The organism is Haloplanus aerogenes (genome assembly GCF_003856835.1).
GTDB classification, from domain to species: Archaea; Halobacteriota; Halobacteria; order Halobacteriales; family Haloferacaceae; genus Haloplanus; species Haloplanus aerogenes.
The window spans coordinates 46,400-61,213 of the sequence record NZ_CP034145.1 but is presented as its reverse complement, the minus strand read 5'-3'; the positions used below and the strand labels follow the sequence as shown (position 1 = coordinate 61,213).

Sequence of the window (14,814 nt, the reverse complement as noted above, 5' to 3'; positions counted from 1 at the left end):
GTACGCCTAGTATGCCGTACGTGACTCACTCCGACGCGGAACGGTCGGCGATGCTCGACGCGGTGGGGGTATCGAACCCCGACGACCTGTTCGACATCCCCGAATCGGTCCGGTTCGACGGCGAGTACGAGATCGAGGCGCGATCGGAGCGGGCGACCCGGTCGACGGTCGAGGGTATCCTCGACGAGTCACCCGACCTGACCGAATTCCTCGGCGGCGGTCACTACGACCACTACGTCCCCTCGGTAGTCGATCACCTCTCCCTGCGCTCCGAGTTTCTCACGAGTTACACGCAGTATCAACCGGAGATCACGCAGGGATTCCTGCAGGCACTGTTCGAGTTCCAGTCGCTCGTCGTGGAACTGACGGGGCTGGGCATCGCCAACTGTTCGATGTACGACCGAGCGACGGCGCTGGGAGAGGCGGCGCTCCTCGCCGACCGGGTGCGCGCCACTAGCGGCGAGACAGTGCTGGTGCCCGACGCCATCTCCGACCGCATGCGCTCGGTCCTAGAGAACTACACGGACGGGCCGGGGATCGCGGTCGACACCTACCCCACTACCGGCGGCACCGTCGACGTGAACGCGCTGGCCGAGCGCATCGACGACGACACCTCGATGGTGTACGCCGCGACGCCGAACGCGCGCGGCCTGCTGGAACCTGATCTGGACGCGGTCGGTGACCTCACCGACGAGCACGACGCCCTGTTCTGTGTCGGCTCCGACGCCGTCGCGCTGGCGGTCCTCGAACCGCCCGAGTCGTACGGCGCGGACATCGTCGTCGGCGACGCGGGCGTGCTTGGGTTACCGACGACGTACGGCATGGGGCTCGGCCTCTTCGCCTGCCGCGAGGACTTCCTCCGGCAGGTGCCCGGCCGCCTCGTCGGCACCAGCGAGGACGCCGCGGGGAATCGGGCGTACACGCTGACGCTCCAGACCCGCGAACAGCACATCCGGCGGGAGCGTGCCACCTCCAACATCTGTACCAATCAGGCGTGGCTGGCGCTCCGGGCGGCCATCCACGCCGCGTGGCTCGGCCCCGACGGCCTCGTCGACTTGGCCGAGGAGTGCGTCGCAGGGGTTCGGGAGACCTGTGAACGGATCGACGCCCTCGACGGCTTCACCGCCCCCGTCTACGACGGTCACCACTTCCGCGAGGCGCTGGTCGACACCGACGCCCCCGCGGCCGACGTGGTCGATCACTGCCGACACGCCGGCCTCGCCCTCCGTACCGTCGAGGACGGCGACACGGAGCGACTCGCCGTCTGCGTGACCGACACCAACCGCGAGCAGGTGGACGCGTTGGTCGACGCGCTCGCGGGGTACGGAGGTGCAGCATGAGCCAAGAAGGACGGGAGCGGGCCGACGACGAGGCGACGGCGCCCGACGAAGCCCCCCACCAGCAGGCGCGCTGGTACGCGGGCGGGCAGTACGAACCGCTCCTGAGCGAGAAGTCGTCCGAATCCGTCGACGTCGACTCGTCGCTCCCCGACGACCTGACGCGGGACGAACTCGAACTCCCGTCGCTCGTGGAACCCGAGGTGGCCCGCCACTACACCCGGCTCTCGCAGATGAACTACGGCATCGAGTCCGGGCCCATCCCGCTGGGGTCGTGTACGATGAAGTACAACCCCTCGTTCACGGAGGACGTGGCGGCCCACCCGGGCAACCGGGTACATCCCCTCCGCGCCGACGAGGACAAACAGGGCATCCTCCACCTGCTGTACGAACTGCAGGAGACGCTGGCGACCATCGGCGGGATGGACGCGGTGACCCTGCAACCCCCGGCGGGCGCGGCCGGCGAGTTCACGGGTATTCAGGTGGCCAAAGCGTATCACGAGGCAAACGGCGACGACCGGAGCGAGGTGATCGTCCCCGAATCCGCCCACGGCACCAACTTCGCCAGCGCGGCGATGGCCGGCTACGACGTGGTCGAACTCCCCTCGAACGAGGAGGGTCGGGTCGAAGTCGACGCGCTGGAAGCGGCGGTGAGCGACGACACCGCCCTCCTGATGCTCACCAACCCCAACACCCTCGGCCTGTTCGAACGCGACATCGAGGCCATCGCGGAAATCGTCCACGACGCTGGCGGTCTGCTCTACTACGACGGCGCGAACCTCAACTCCCTGCTCGGGAAGGCCCGCCCCGGCGACATGGGCTTCGACATCATGCACTTCAACCTGCACAAGACGTTCGCGACGCCCCACGGCGGCGGCGGGCCGGGACAGGGCCCCATCGGCGTCGGGGAAGACCTCGCGCCCTTCCTCCCCACGCCGCAGGTGCGCGAGGCCGAGGGTGGCTACGAGACGTACGAACCCACCCACAGCATCGGGCGCGTCCACGAGTTCATGGGCAACTGGCTGGTGCTGGTGAAGGCGTACGCCTACATCCTGCGCCACGGCGACGAGGGGCTGGAGAACGTGAGCGAGACGGCCGTGTTGAACGCCAACTACCTCGCCTCACAGATCGAGTACGACGTGCCCTACGGCCCGTTCCATCACGAGTTCGTCGCCAGCGCGAACGCGGACGCGGGCGACGTGGCGAAGGCGATGCTCGACCACGGCGTCCACCCGCCGACGACGAAGTGGCCCGAAATCGTCGACGAGGCGCTGATGACGGAGCCGACCGAAACGGAGTCCAAACGGCGGCTCGACGACCTCGCGGCGGCGTTCAACGCGGTGGCAGCGATGGACGAGGAGTCGCTGGCGGAGACGCCGACGGAGACGACGGCCCGGCGGATCGACCAGGCGACTGCGGCCCGCAACCCGCGGCTCTCGTGGCACGCGCTCGACGAGTAGAGCGCAGCCGTCTTTCCTGTCATCTGAGTTTAATATCTTGCGGCGCGTCTGAGAGGGAATGAACCACTTCGTTCCCCAGATGGACGTGCAACTACGGGCCGGCCGCCTGCTCGACCGACCGTTCGTCAGCACGCTGATGCGGCAGGTGTGGGATCCGTCCCGCGGGCAGGTAGACGACGCGCTGACCGCGCAGTTGTACGCGGCGCTCGTGGCCAACCTGGACCGCGTGACGCCCGACGCACAGGAACTGGTCGTCGGCTTTCTGCGGGCACACGAGGACGACAACGGCCTGCCGCCGTCGACGGCGGTCCACGTCCTCGCCCCCGACCGCTACCGCCAGTGTTCGGTCTGTTACGGATCGGGGCGGACGACCTGTTCCTCCTGTGGCGGCATGGGCGGACGCTACGAGTCGCGCGTCACCTACGACTACGACTACAATCCGATGTACAGCGACGAGTGGGTAGGGTGTTTCTGCAACGGCGGCTACACCGTCTGCGGCGTCTGTGGTGGGAGCGGGAGCGTGATGCGGTAAGTTCCGCGGGAAAGTTTGTGACGGACCACGCTACTTATTTGCCTGTTTTCCGTGAGCTTACCCGTGACATCGAGCCATTCGCACCTTCGGGAGACCGATCCGGCGGTCGCCGAAGCCATCGCGGGCGAGGAGCGCCGGCAGGAGAACAATCTGGAGATGATCGCGTCGGAGAACCACGTCTCCGAGGCGGTAATGGAGGCCCAGGGCAGCGTCATGACGAACAAGTACGCCGAGGGCTATCCGGGCGAGCGGTACTACGGCGGTTGTCAACACATGGACACCGTCGAGAACCTCGCCATCGACCGGGCGAAGGAGCTGTTCGGCGCCGAACACGTCAACGTCCAGCCCCACAGCGGGACGCAGGCGAACATGGGCGTCTACTTCGCCATGCTGGAACCGGGCGACAAGATCATGTCGCTCGACCTGAACCACGGCGGCCACCTGAGCCACGGCCACCACGTCAACTTCTCCGGCCAGTTCTACGAAGTCGAACAGTACGGTGTCGACCCCGAGACGGGGTACATCGACTACGACGAGGTGGCCGAACAGGCCGCCGAGTTCGACCCCGATATCATCGTCAGCGGCTCCTCCGCCTACCCCCGCGAGTTCGAGTGGGAGCGGCTCACCGACATCGCGGCCGACGTCGACGCCTACCACCTCGCGGACATCGCCCACATCACGGGCCTCGTCGCCGCGGGCGTCCACTCCTCGCCGGTCGGCTCCGCCGACTTCGTCACCGGGAGCACGCACAAGACCATCCGCGCCGGCCGCGGCGGGATGATCATGACGAGCGAGGAGCACGCCGACGCCGTCGACAAGGCCATCTTCCCCGGCGGACAGGGCGGCCCCCTGATGCACAACATCGCGGGCAAGGCGGTCGGCTTCGGCGAGGCGCTCGAACCCGACTTCGTCGACCACGCCGAACAGGTCGTCGCCAACGCGCAGACGCTCGCGGACGTGTTCACCGACGCTGGCATCCAGCCCGTCTCCGGCGGCACGGACAAACACCTCCTCCTGCTGGATCTCCGGGAATCCCACCCGGACCTCACGGGCGAGGAGGCGGAGGACGCCCTCGACGACGTGGGCATCACGGTGAACAAGAACACGGTTCCCGGCGAGACGCGTTCGCCCTTCGTCACCAGCGGCATCCGCGTCGGGACGCCGGCACTCACCACCCGCGGCTTCGACGAGGACGCCATGGAAACGGTCGGCGAACTCATCGTCGAGCGGCTGAACAACCCCGACGACGCCGACGTGGCGAGCGAGATTCGGAACGAGGTCGACCGGCTCTGCGCCGAGTTCCCGGTGTACGAGTAACGAGGGCCGTCCGTTTCATACGGATTACTGTAACTGTGTACCGGTGGTTCGCCAAGACGGTTCGGCGAACCACTGGTACTGACTTACAATAAACCGTATCAGCGGAGCGATTTGGCCACGTTCACGATGAGTCGGTGGTGACGCTGCCGATTGGCGCTCACCGCGTCGAGCATCGCCTGCTTCAGGGCGTCGCCCGAGTAGATCTGACTCGCCGCGAGCACCAGCGACATCCCGAACTCCTTCGCCTGTGCCTCCGACCAGGTCGGGTTGTCCCGGGCCGCCGTCACCGCGACATTGTGGACCGCGGTGGCGACGATCTGCTTCTCCTCGTCGGTGAGCTGCGCCGTGTTCTGCTCGACCGTCGAGCCCGCCGACCCCGCTGCGACCCCCGCACCCATCGCCTTCGCCGCGGTCACCGTCCCCGGCGGCAGTCCACAGAGCGTCCCGGCCGCCTCTTCACACACGATCGAAATTGCATCAGTGAGCATCTGTCTTCTTCGTCTCCATCTCTACGTAGGGACCACCCGTGATTGAGTAATACGCTGTTAGTACCGTTACTATTGGTACTATTACACCGACAGCTCGGCCGCGACGGGTCCCGTCGACCGTCACTGCGGCCATCGCTTCTCACTTCAGCCCGTCGATTATCAAAGTCGAAAATCTGACGCACAGGTTCAATACGGGGTCCCAAGAAGCGCGCGGTAATGTCGTGGTTGCACTCCCTCTTCGGAACCGATTCCTCGGCCCGGGACGCCCGCACCGACGGCGGAGCCGCGGGCGTGACGGTCGACCCGGTCGACGAACCGCAGTCACTGGACGTGACGCTCAACGCGGCGACGCTGGCCGGCGACGACGTACCGGCCGTCCGCGAGGACCTCCGGGCGGCCCAGGCCGACCACCTCGCGGCAGTCGCCGCGGGCGAGACTGACGCCGACGAGAGCCGCGACCTCGCGGAACAGTACGCGACGGCGGGCGTCGGGGCGTCGGGCTTCGCGGCGTCGTACGGCGGTGCGGTCGACGAACTGGTCACGGCCGCGTTCGACATGGTCCGTGACGGGGAGGTCGAGGCGGCGGAGGAGGCGCTCCGGCGCGGACTCGACGCCACACTCTCCGACGCCGTCTCTGGGCTGACCGTGTACGACGAACTGGCCGACGGGGACGCCGAGTACGCCGACGCCCTCCTGACGATAGAGGCGGTGCTCGAAGCCATCCCGTACCCCATCTACATGCTGGACGCGAACAACCGCGTGATCGGCTGGAACTACGGCCACACCGCGCTCGTGGGGATGGACCGCGAGGAGGCCATCGGCAAGACCGCCCAGGAGAGCGTGGTCAAAGCGACCTACAGCGCGGGCGCCCGGAAACTGACGCTGGCCGACAAGGTGATCGAGGCGCCGTATCGCGCCCACGAGGAGTTCGACGTGGAAAAGGTGGACACGCCGTACAGTGACCACCACGTCTACAAGGACACGAGCACGGCGTCGACGCTCGACGAGGAGGAGATCGAGATCGTGTTCTGGGCGGTACCGATGTTCGACGACGACGGGAATCTGCTCGCCGTGTTCGAGATGCTCGACGACCGGACGGAGGAGGTCCGGCGGAAGGAGGCGATGGAGTCGCTGGTCGGCGAGGTGACGGCGACGCTCGAAGACCTCGGTAATGGCTCACTCACGGCCCGTGCGGCGTTCGACGGGCAGGCCGAGGTGGTCGACGACGAACTCCTCGACATCGTCGGCGCCGTCAACGAGATGGCGGGGAACTTCCAGTCGCTGGTCGGGCAGGTCGACGACCGGACGGAGGATCTCGCCGACTCCATCGAGGCGGCGGCCGAGGCGGCAGAGCGCATCGACGACCAGCTCGACGAGCAGAACGCCTCGCTCCAGGAGGCCGCCGAGGAGATGGACGACTTCAGCGCGACGATGGAGGAGATCGCCGCCACGTCGAACGAGGTGGCGACGGCGGCCGAACAGGCCCGGTCGGAGGTGGAGACGGGCATCGAGTCCGCCCGCGACGCCCGCGAAGTCGCGGACGCGGTCAACGAGACGAGCGAGGAGCTCGTTGACACGGTGTCGGAACTCTCCGCCCGCATGGACGAAATCGAGCAGGTGGTCGAGGTGATCGCCGACGTGGCGGACCAGACGAACTTGCTCGCCCTGAACGCCAATATCGAGGCGGCGCGGGCGGGCGAGGCCGGGAGCGGGTTCGGCGTCGTGGCCGACCAGGTGAAGGATCTCGCGGACGAGACGCAGTCCCACACGGACGAAATCGCCGGCCACATCGAGCGGATCAAGTCCCAGTCCAGGGAGACCGTCTCCGCTGTCGAGGCCTCACACCAACAGGTCGACGAGGTGGACACCGAGATCAGACGGACCGTCGGCGCGTTCGAGGAGATCTCCGACGCCGTCGAGACCGCCGCGATCGACATCGAGGAGGTCGCGGACGCCAACGACGATCAGGCGGTGCGCATCGAGGGCGTCACCTCGATGATCCGTGAGGCGCGGGAGGCGACCGATCTGGTGGCCGAGACGGCCGACGCCGTCGTCGACGAGACGGCGACCCAGCAGGAAGCCGTGGAGGCACTCGAGGCGCGTGTCGACGAACTGAGCGAGTAAGCTGCTATAAGCGCCCGCCGATCCCCGCCAGTCTTTATACCCGCGGCCCTCGCGACGTGCATCCATGGTCGTCGGAGATGTCACTACTGGGACGGAGGTACTGGTCATCGGCGCGGGGCCGGGCGGTTACGTCGCCGCCATCCGCGCCGCCCAGCGCGGTCTCGATGTAACGCTGGTCGAACGCGACGCCTACGGCGGCGTCTGTCTCAACCGGGGTTGTATCCCTTCGAAGGCGTACATCACGGCGACGGGCGTCGCCCACGACGCCGCGACCGCCGAGGAGATGGGCGTCTACGCCGACCCCGCTATCGACCTCACGACTATGCGCGAGTGGAAGGAGGGAGTCGTCGACCGCCTCACGAGTGGCGTCGAGAAACTCTGTAAGGCCAACGGCGTCAGCCTCATGGAGGGCACGGCGAAGTTCGTCGATTCGGAGACGGTCCGAGTCGAACACGGTGGCGAAGGGCAGGGTGCCGAAACCGTCGCCTTCGAACACTGCATCGTCGCCACGGGGAGTCGCCCCCTCTCGATTCCCGGTTTCGACTTCGCGGACGACCCCGTCCTCGACTCGGCCCAGTTGCTCGACCTCGATGCCGTCCCCGACCGCCTCGTCGTCGTCGGCGCGGGCTACATCGGGATGGAGCTCTCGACGGTCTTCGCCACGCTCGGGAGTGACGTGACGGTCGTCGAGATGCTCGACGACGTGTTGCCGGGCTACGAGGACGACGTGTCGCGCGTGGTGCGCAAGCGCGCCGAGGAACTGGGCGTCGACTTCAACTTCGGCGAGGGGGCGACCGGGTGGCGCGACGCCGCCGACGGCGCCATCGTCGTCACCACGGAGACCGAGGACGGCGAGGAGTCGACCTACGGCGCTGACCGGGTGCTCGTCGCGGTGGGTCGGGAACCGGTCACGGACACCCTCGACGCCGAGGAGGTCGGACTGGAACCCTCCGACGACGGCTTCTTCGAGACGGACAGCCAGTGTGCGACCGACGTCGACGGCATCTACGCCGTGGGCGACGTGGCGGGCGAACCGATGCTCGCGCACACGGCGTCGGCGGAGGGCATCGTCGCCGCCGAGGCCATCGCGGGCGAACCGTCGGCGTTCGATACGCACGCGATTCCCGCGGCCGTGTTCACCGATCCCGAAATCGCGACGGTGGGGCTGACCGAGGCCGAAGCCGAGGCGGAGGGGTTCGATCCGGTCGTCGGCGAGATGCCGTTCAACGCCAGCGGGCGGGCGCTGACGACGGGCGAGACCGACGGCTTCGTCCGCGTGGTCGCCAGCGAGGACGGCTTCCTGCTGGGCGCACAGATCGTCGGCCCCGAGGCGTCGGAACTGATCGCGGAACCAACCCTCGCCATCGAGATGGGGGCGACCTTGGAGGACGTGGCGGCGACGATCCACACCCACCCGACGCTCGCGGAGGCGGTGATGGAGGCCGCGGAGAACGCGCTCGGGCAGGCGATTCACACGCTGAACCGATAGCCGAGACGCCGGCGTGTCCACTCGGACACAGCTATTCGGACTCTGTCACGTAGCTGGCGATATTCGGTGACGGCGCCGCGATCGAACACATTCGCTGACGGGGATGGAGACGCCGACAAGGCTTTGCCGAACAGCAAAGTCTAATGGGGTGGCGGCTCAACAACTCCGTTGATGCCCACGGTAGAATACCTCAATTACGAAGTACTGGACGATCACGGCTGGGATATGGACGACGACGACCTCTTCGAGAAGGCCGCTGACGCCGACCTCGGCGACGAGGACTACGGTTCGCTCGAAGTCAACGAGGGCGAGTACGTCCTCGAAGCGGCCGAGGCACAGGGCTACGACTGGCCCTTCTCGTGCCGTGCCGGTGCCTGTGCGAACTGCGCGGCCATCGTCATGGAGGGCGATCTGGACATGGACATGCAGCAGATCCTCTCCGACGAGGAAGTCGAGGAGAAGAACGTCCGGCTGACCTGTATCGGCAGCCCGACGGCTGACGAAGTGAAGCTCGTCTACAACGCGAAGCACCTCGACTACCTCCAGAACCGCGTCATCTAACGCCGGTTTCCCGGCAGATCCCGAATTTTTTCGCACCCACCCGCCGAGCGACCGCTCTCTCGATCCGGAAACCCCAATACCCTGCCGTGTCCGTAGCCAACAATGCTCGGGGCGACGACGGACATGTTGCCGGACCTGTTGCGACTCCTCGCAGTACCGGCGCTCGGCTGGGCGGCCTGGCGCGACGTACGCACCCGACGACTCCCGAACCGACTGTGGACGCCGCTCGTCGCCATCGGCCTCCTCACCCTCGCCGTCGACGCCGTCGGCCACCTCCCGATGACGACCGTCGACGATCGCCTCTTTTTCGTCCGGGTCGGCGTCAGCGTCCTGATCCTGATCCCGCTCGCGTACGCCCTCTGGTGGGTCGGCGGCTTCGGCGGCGCCGACGCCAAGGCGTTGATGACCCTCGCCATCCTCTTTCCGACCTACCCCGTCTTCTACCTGCCCGGCGACGCCTATCCGCTCGTGGCGAGCAACCTCGGCGTCTTCTCCCTGACGATCCTGACGAACGCCGTTCTCGTCGGCCTCGCCTACCCCCTCTATCTCGGCGTCCGGAACGCCCTCCGCGGCGATATCTCGCCCATCATGTTCGTCGGCCGGCGCACGGCCGTCGCGGCGCTCCCGACCGAACACGGCCGCCTGTTCGAGACGACCGAGGGCTTCACCCGACACGGCCTCGACGTCGACGCCCTGCGGATGTACCTGCGCTGGCGGGGAACCAGCCTCGCGGCACTCCGGGGCGACCCCGAGACGTACCGCGACCCCGAGAGCGTCGGGGAGACACACGACCCGACGGACGGAGCGGTCGGCGCGGCCGCCGTCGACGCTGGCGGCGACGCCGACGACCCCGACACAGTCCCCGACTTCGACGGCGACTACGACGACCCGTGGGCGGCCGAGCGCTTCCTCGACGACATCGAGGGGAACGCCTACGGCACGACACCCGAGGGGCTCCGCGAGGGCCTGCGCGTCGTGACGACCCGGGAGACGGTGTGGCTCTCGCCCGGCGTGCCCTTCATCGTCCCCGTCTTCCTCGGGCTGGTGATCGCACTGATCTACGGCGACCTCCTGTTCGGCCTGCTTCGCGCCGTCGGCGCCGTGTGAGCCGACGGCGACGACGCGCCCGGTGACACAAGACCTATCGGTCGAGCCATCCTGCATCGGCCATGACCGTCGACGTGGACTTCGGCTCTGACGGCCTCGTCCCCGCTGTCGCACAGGACGCCGACTCCGGCGAGGTGTTGATGCTGGCGTACGTCTCGCCCGAGGCGCTGGAACGCACCCGCGAGACGGGCCACGCCCACTACTACTCCCGGAGCCGCGACGAACTCTGGGAGAAAGGCGCCACGAGTGGCCATGTCCAGCACGTCGAGGAGGTACGGGTGGACTGTGACGGCGATGCCCTCCTCTATCTCGTCGACCAGGAGGGCGGCGCCTGCCACACCGGCTACCGCTCCTGTTTCTACCGGACCGTCGAGGGCGAGGCCGTCGGTGACCGCGTCTTCGACCCCGACGAGGTGTACGACGACGGATGAGCGACGAGGGCGACGACTACCTCGACCGACTCCGGTCGGCCCGCGAGGAACTGGCCGACGCCCGCGACGCCGTCGACGAGGTTGGCGAGGCGCGGCTGGCGGCCGTGCGAGACGCCTACCGCGAGGCGACCGACCTCCTCGACCGCTACGAGGGGCGGGCGACCGGGACGGGCGATTTCGCCGCCTTCGTCGAGTTTCAGGAGGCCTTCGTCGAACTCGTCGAGGGACTGGACGACGATCTGCCCGCCCGCGACGCGTTCGAGGAGGCCAACGACCACCTCGACCAGCGCCGCCTCGGCGAGGACGACTTCGAGGAGGCACGCGAGACGCTCCGGCCGGTGGCCGACCGCGCGGCCCTCCTCGCGGACCGCGAGAGGGCGGAAGACCGGTACGAGACGGCTCGCCGCGACGCTCGGAAGCGTCTGCGTGACCTCGACGAGCGGATCGACCACCTCGAACGCCTGCAGCGACTGGGCGAGGCCGATCTCGACGCCCCGGTCGAACGCCTGCGTGACCCCATCGAGTCGTACGACGACGCCGTCACCGACGCGTGGACCGAGTTCCGCCGCGAGGCGAGCGCCCGCGAGGTGTTCCGCGTCGTCGAGGCGAGTCAGGCGTACCCGCTCGCGGCCTTCCAGCCACTCCCCCCGGATCTCCGCGAGTACGTGACCACGTCTCCCGCCGGCGAAGAGTCCATCCCCACCCTGCTAGAGTACGCGGACTACTCGTCCTCGAAGCTCTCACACTACGTCGACGACCCCGGGGCGCTCCGGACGCGCGTGGCGACCCACCGGACCTACCTCGAACGCCTCGACGCCGAGCCGTTGACGGTGTCGTGGCCGCCGCCGTCGGCCGAGCGTCTCCGGTATCGGGCGTCGGAACTCGTCTCGGTCGTCGCTCGCTTCGCGCCCGAGGCGGTAGTCGCGCAGGCGCGCCGGCTCCGGCGACTGCCCGACGAGGTTGACTACGAGCGCCTGCGAGAGACGGCCCTCGCCCGCGACGAACTCGACGAGGCGGAACGCGAACGGCTCGAACGAGGGGCCGTCGAGGCGGAACTGACCGCCGCGCGCGACGAACGCGAGCGGATCGAAGCGGCGCTCTCGGAGACTGCGGACGCCTAGCGCGCCGATTCGAGGTGAGCGAGCAGGTCGTCCGCGAGGGTGGCCGCCCGGCTCTCGTCCCGCGCTTCGGCGTAGATACGGATCTTGGGTTCGGTACCGCTCGGTCGGACGAGCAGCCACGCGTCGCCGTAGTCGAGGCGGTAGCCGTCGGTGGTGTCGAGGTCGGCGTCGGCCTCGCGGGCGTACCCCTCGGCAGCGCCGAGGAGGCGGTCGCGTTCCGCGGCGTCGGCGTAGTCGACGTTCTCGCGGATGAAGTGGTAGTCGGCGTACGGGGCCGCGATCTCGCTCGCGGTGGCCCCCGTGTCGGCGAGCAGTTCGAGGAACTTCCCGGCGACGTACGCGCCGTCACGGGTCAGGCGGTACTCGGGGAAGAACACCCCACCATTCCCTTCGCCGGCGATGGGGACGCGATCACCGGCCGCGAGGCGTTCCCGAACCCGCGTGACGATGTGTGTCGACCCGATGGGGGTGAGGTCGAGTTTGGAGCCCGCGTCGGCGACGGCGTCGACCAGTCGCTGGGAGACGTTGACCGCGGCGACGACGACGTCGTCTCCCGCCACTGCCGCGGCCGCCAGCGCCGCGAGCGAGGTGTCGCCGTCGATCACCTCGCCGCGTTCGTCGACGAAGATGGCGCGGTCGGCGTCGCCGTCGTGAGCGATCCCCACGTCCGCGTCGGTCGAGCGGACGAGGCGCTGGAGGGCGGTCAGGTTCTCCGGCACCGGTTCGGGGTCGCGGCCGGGGAATCGACCGTCCGGATCGGCGTTGACGGTTCGGACCGCACACCCGAGTTCGCGGAAGAAGGCTGGCGAAATCGTGGAGCCGGCACCGTGGCCGGGGTCGACCGCGACGGTGAGATCCGCCGCGGCGACGGTCTCGCGGTCGATCCCGGTCAGCAAGTCCGCGCGGTAGTCCGCCTCGACGCCGTCGATCCGTCGGGCCGTGCCCACCTCGTCCCACGGTGCGAGGGCGTTGCCCTCGGCGAACACCTGCGCTTCCACCCGTTCGTACGCGTCGACGCCGAGTTCCGTCCCGTCGTCGCCGAGGAGTTTGATCCCGTTGTACTCGGGCGGATTGTGGGAGGCGGTGACGTGGACGGCGGGGACGCCCTCCCGTTCGCAGTAGTAGGCGACGCCGGGCGTGGGGAGGACACCCAGTCGATCCACGTCGGCCCCGGCGGCCGCGAGGGTGCCCGCCGCGATGTCGGTGAAGGGGCCGCCCGAGAGGCGGGTGTCGCGGGCGACGGCGACCCGGTCGGCGTCCCAGACGGCCGCCGTGGCCGCCGCGACCTGCCGGACGCGTTCCGGCGTGAACTCCTCGCCGACGACCCCGCGCGTACCGCTCGAACCGAACAGTTCCATCGGCAGGAGGTCGTCACCGGGGCCACAAATCCGTTGCGTCTATCCGCTACCGCTGGATCGGTCGGCCTTTACCCCGCCACCCCCTTTCCCTCGGTATGTCGCAGTTCCCGGAGTTCGAGGTGATCCCCGCCGTCGATATGCAGGACGGCGAGGTGGTGCAACTGGTGCAGGGGGAGCGCGGAACCGAGAAGCGATACGGTGATCCCGTCGAGGCGGCGCGACGGTGGGTCGACGCGGGCGCCCGAACCCTCCATCTGGTCGACCTCGACGGCGCCTTCGAGGGCGAACGCGCCAACGCCCCGGCGGTCGAGGCCATCGTCGACGCAGTGGACGTGCCGGTCCAGCTCGGCGGCGGCATCCGTACCGTCGACGACGCGCTCTCGCTTCTCGACCGGGGCGTCGACCGCGTCATCCTCGGCACCGCCGCGGTAGAACAGCCCGATATCGTGGCCGAGATCAGCGAGCAGCGGCCGGGGAGCGTCGTCGTGAGCCTCGACGCCAAGGGTGACGAGGTGGTCGTCTCGGGGTGGACCGAAGGAACGGGTCTCGACCCCGTGGAGGCCGCGGGGCGGTACGCGGACCTCGGTGCCGGCGCGATCCTCTTTACCGACGTGGACGTGGAGGGGCGGTTGGAAGGGGTGCGGACCGACCGGATCGAACGTCTCGCGGACGCGGTGGATATTCCGATCATCGCCAGCGGCGGCGTCGCCACGCTGGACGACGTGCGGGCGTGCCGCGAGGCGGGTGCCGCGGCCGTCGTCGTCGGCACCGCGCTGTACGAGGGGGCGTTCACCCTTCCCGAGGCGATGGACGCCTGATCGCCCCAAAACCGACTTACGCACGCCCTGCGAGGGTCGCGTATGGACCGCACCGCCGCCGTCTCCCGTGAAACCGCGGAGACGACCATCGATCTGACGCTCGACGTGGACGGCGATGGCGACGCCCGCATCGACACCGGCATCGGCTTCTTCGACCACATGCTCGAATCCTTCGCCAAACACGGCCTGTTCGACCTGACGGTGGAGTGTGACGGCGATCTGGAGATCGACGACCACCACACCGTCGAGGACGTGGCGCTCGTCCTCGGCGCGGCGTTCGACGAAGCCCTCGGTGACAAGCGCGGCATCCGCCGATTCGCGGACCGGCGCGTCCCCCTCGACGAGGCCGTCGCGGGCGTCGTCCTCGACGTGAGCGGCCGCCCTCTCTTTCGCTTCGAGGGCGAGTTCTCCGAGGAACGGATCGGGGAGTTCACGAGCGTCATGGCGCGACACTTCGCACGGTCGCTGGCGATGCAGGCGGGGCTCACCCTGCACGTCGACGTGACGGGGGAGAACGCCCACCACGAGGTCGAGGCGCTGTTCAAGGCGCTCGCGCGCACGCTCGACGACGCCACCCGAATCGACGACCGGCGGTCGGACACGCCGAGCACGAAAGGCGAACTGTAGTGATCGGATACAACTCCTGTCGTATCCGGCTTCGACACGCGTCG

14 protein-coding genes are annotated in these 14,814 nt (G+C 68.4%); 12 read left to right on the top strand and 2 right to left on the bottom strand.

Going from position 1 to position 14,814, the window contains the following annotated elements:
* Positions 1 to 11: 11 nt before the first annotated feature.
* From gcvPA to glyA, 4 genes are all read left to right on the top strand, one after another.
* Entirely contained in the window at positions 12 to 1,340 is a 1,329-nt protein-coding gene (gcvPA, locus tag DU502_RS00305) for an aminomethyl-transferring glycine dehydrogenase subunit GcvPA (RefSeq protein WP_121921249.1), read from the top strand.
* Entirely contained in the window at positions 1,337 to 2,797 is a 1,461-nt protein-coding gene (gene gcvPB / locus DU502_RS00300) for an aminomethyl-transferring glycine dehydrogenase subunit GcvPB (RefSeq protein ID WP_121921250.1), read from the top strand. Before gcvPA ends, gcvPB begins: the two co-directional genes overlap by 4 nt.
* A 58-nt stretch (positions 2,798 to 2,855) precedes the next feature.
* Entirely contained in the window at positions 2,856 to 3,329 is a 474-nt protein-coding gene (locus DU502_RS00295) for a hypothetical protein (protein WP_121921251.1), read from the top strand.
* A gap of 63 nt (positions 3,330 to 3,392) precedes the next feature.
* Positions 3,393 to 4,646, top strand: coding sequence for a serine hydroxymethyltransferase (gene glyA / locus DU502_RS00290; protein ID WP_121921252.1), 1,254 nt, complete (start codon positions 3,393 to 3,395; stop codon positions 4,644 to 4,646).
* 98 nt (positions 4,647 to 4,744) lie between these two features.
* On the opposite strand, the gene DU502_RS00285 is transcribed toward glyA, so the two are convergent.
* Positions 4,745 to 5,134: a hypothetical protein gene (locus DU502_RS00285; RefSeq protein WP_121921253.1), complete on the bottom strand. Its 390-nt coding sequence runs from the start codon at positions 5,132 to 5,134 to the stop codon at positions 4,745 to 4,747.
* A 216-nt stretch (positions 5,135 to 5,350) separates the two neighbouring features.
* Here DU502_RS00285 and DU502_RS00280 point away from each other — a divergent pair, with 216 nt between their 5' ends.
* The 6 genes from DU502_RS00280 (at position 5,351) to DU502_RS00255 (ending at position 11,967) form a co-directional block, all read left to right on the top strand.
* Positions 5,351 to 7,258, top strand: coding sequence for a methyl-accepting chemotaxis protein (locus tag DU502_RS00280; RefSeq protein ID WP_121921254.1), 1,908 nt, complete (start codon positions 5,351 to 5,353; stop codon positions 7,256 to 7,258).
* Positions 7,259 to 7,322: 64 nt separating this feature from the next.
* The gene (lpdA, locus tag DU502_RS00275; RefSeq protein ID WP_121921255.1) at positions 7,323 to 8,747 is read left to right on the top strand and encodes a dihydrolipoyl dehydrogenase; all 1,425 of its coding nucleotides are present in this window, start codon (positions 7,323 to 7,325) and stop codon (positions 8,745 to 8,747) included.
* Between the two features lie 171 nt (positions 8,748 to 8,918).
* Positions 8,919 to 9,308 (top strand): ferredoxin Fer, encoded by a 390-nt coding sequence (gene fer, locus DU502_RS00270; protein WP_121921256.1) that lies wholly within the window; start codon positions 8,919 to 8,921, stop codon positions 9,306 to 9,308.
* A gap of 102 nt (positions 9,309 to 9,410) precedes the next feature.
* Positions 9,411 to 10,415, top strand: a complete 1,005-nt coding sequence (locus DU502_RS00265; protein ID WP_121921257.1) for an A24 family peptidase — start codon at positions 9,411 to 9,413, stop codon at positions 10,413 to 10,415.
* 62 nt (positions 10,416 to 10,477) lie between these two features.
* Positions 10,478 to 10,846 carry a phosphoribosyl-AMP cyclohydrolase gene (hisI, locus tag DU502_RS00260; RefSeq protein WP_121921258.1) on the top strand — a complete coding sequence of 123 codons (369 nt, stop codon included), beginning with the start codon at positions 10,478 to 10,480 and terminating at the stop codon, positions 10,844 to 10,846.
* Positions 10,843 to 11,967, top strand: a complete 1,125-nt coding sequence (locus DU502_RS00255; protein ID WP_121921259.1) for a DUF7118 family protein — start codon at positions 10,843 to 10,845, stop codon at positions 11,965 to 11,967. The genes hisI and DU502_RS00255 overlap by 4 nt, the downstream gene beginning before the upstream one ends.
* On the opposite strand, the gene glmM is transcribed toward DU502_RS00255, so the two are convergent.
* Positions 11,964 to 13,325, bottom strand: coding sequence for a phosphoglucosamine mutase (gene glmM, locus DU502_RS00250; protein ID WP_121921260.1), 1,362 nt, complete (start codon positions 13,323 to 13,325; stop codon positions 11,964 to 11,966). The genes DU502_RS00255 and glmM overlap by 4 nt on opposite strands.
* A 95-nt stretch (positions 13,326 to 13,420) precedes the next feature.
* On the opposite strand from glmM, the gene hisA reads away from it, so the two are divergent.
* Together hisA and hisB are read left to right on the top strand one after the other, a co-directional pair.
* Positions 13,421 to 14,143 (top strand): 1-(5-phosphoribosyl)-5-[(5-phosphoribosylamino)methylideneamino]imidazole-4-carboxamide isomerase, encoded by a 723-nt coding sequence (hisA, locus tag DU502_RS00245; RefSeq protein ID WP_121921261.1) that lies wholly within the window; start codon positions 13,421 to 13,423, stop codon positions 14,141 to 14,143.
* Positions 14,144 to 14,185: 42 nt separating this feature from the next.
* Positions 14,186 to 14,770 carry an imidazoleglycerol-phosphate dehydratase HisB gene (hisB, locus tag DU502_RS00240; protein WP_121921262.1) on the top strand — a complete coding sequence of 195 codons (585 nt, stop codon included), beginning with the start codon at positions 14,186 to 14,188 and terminating at the stop codon, positions 14,768 to 14,770.
* Positions 14,771 to 14,814 lie beyond the last annotated feature (44 nt).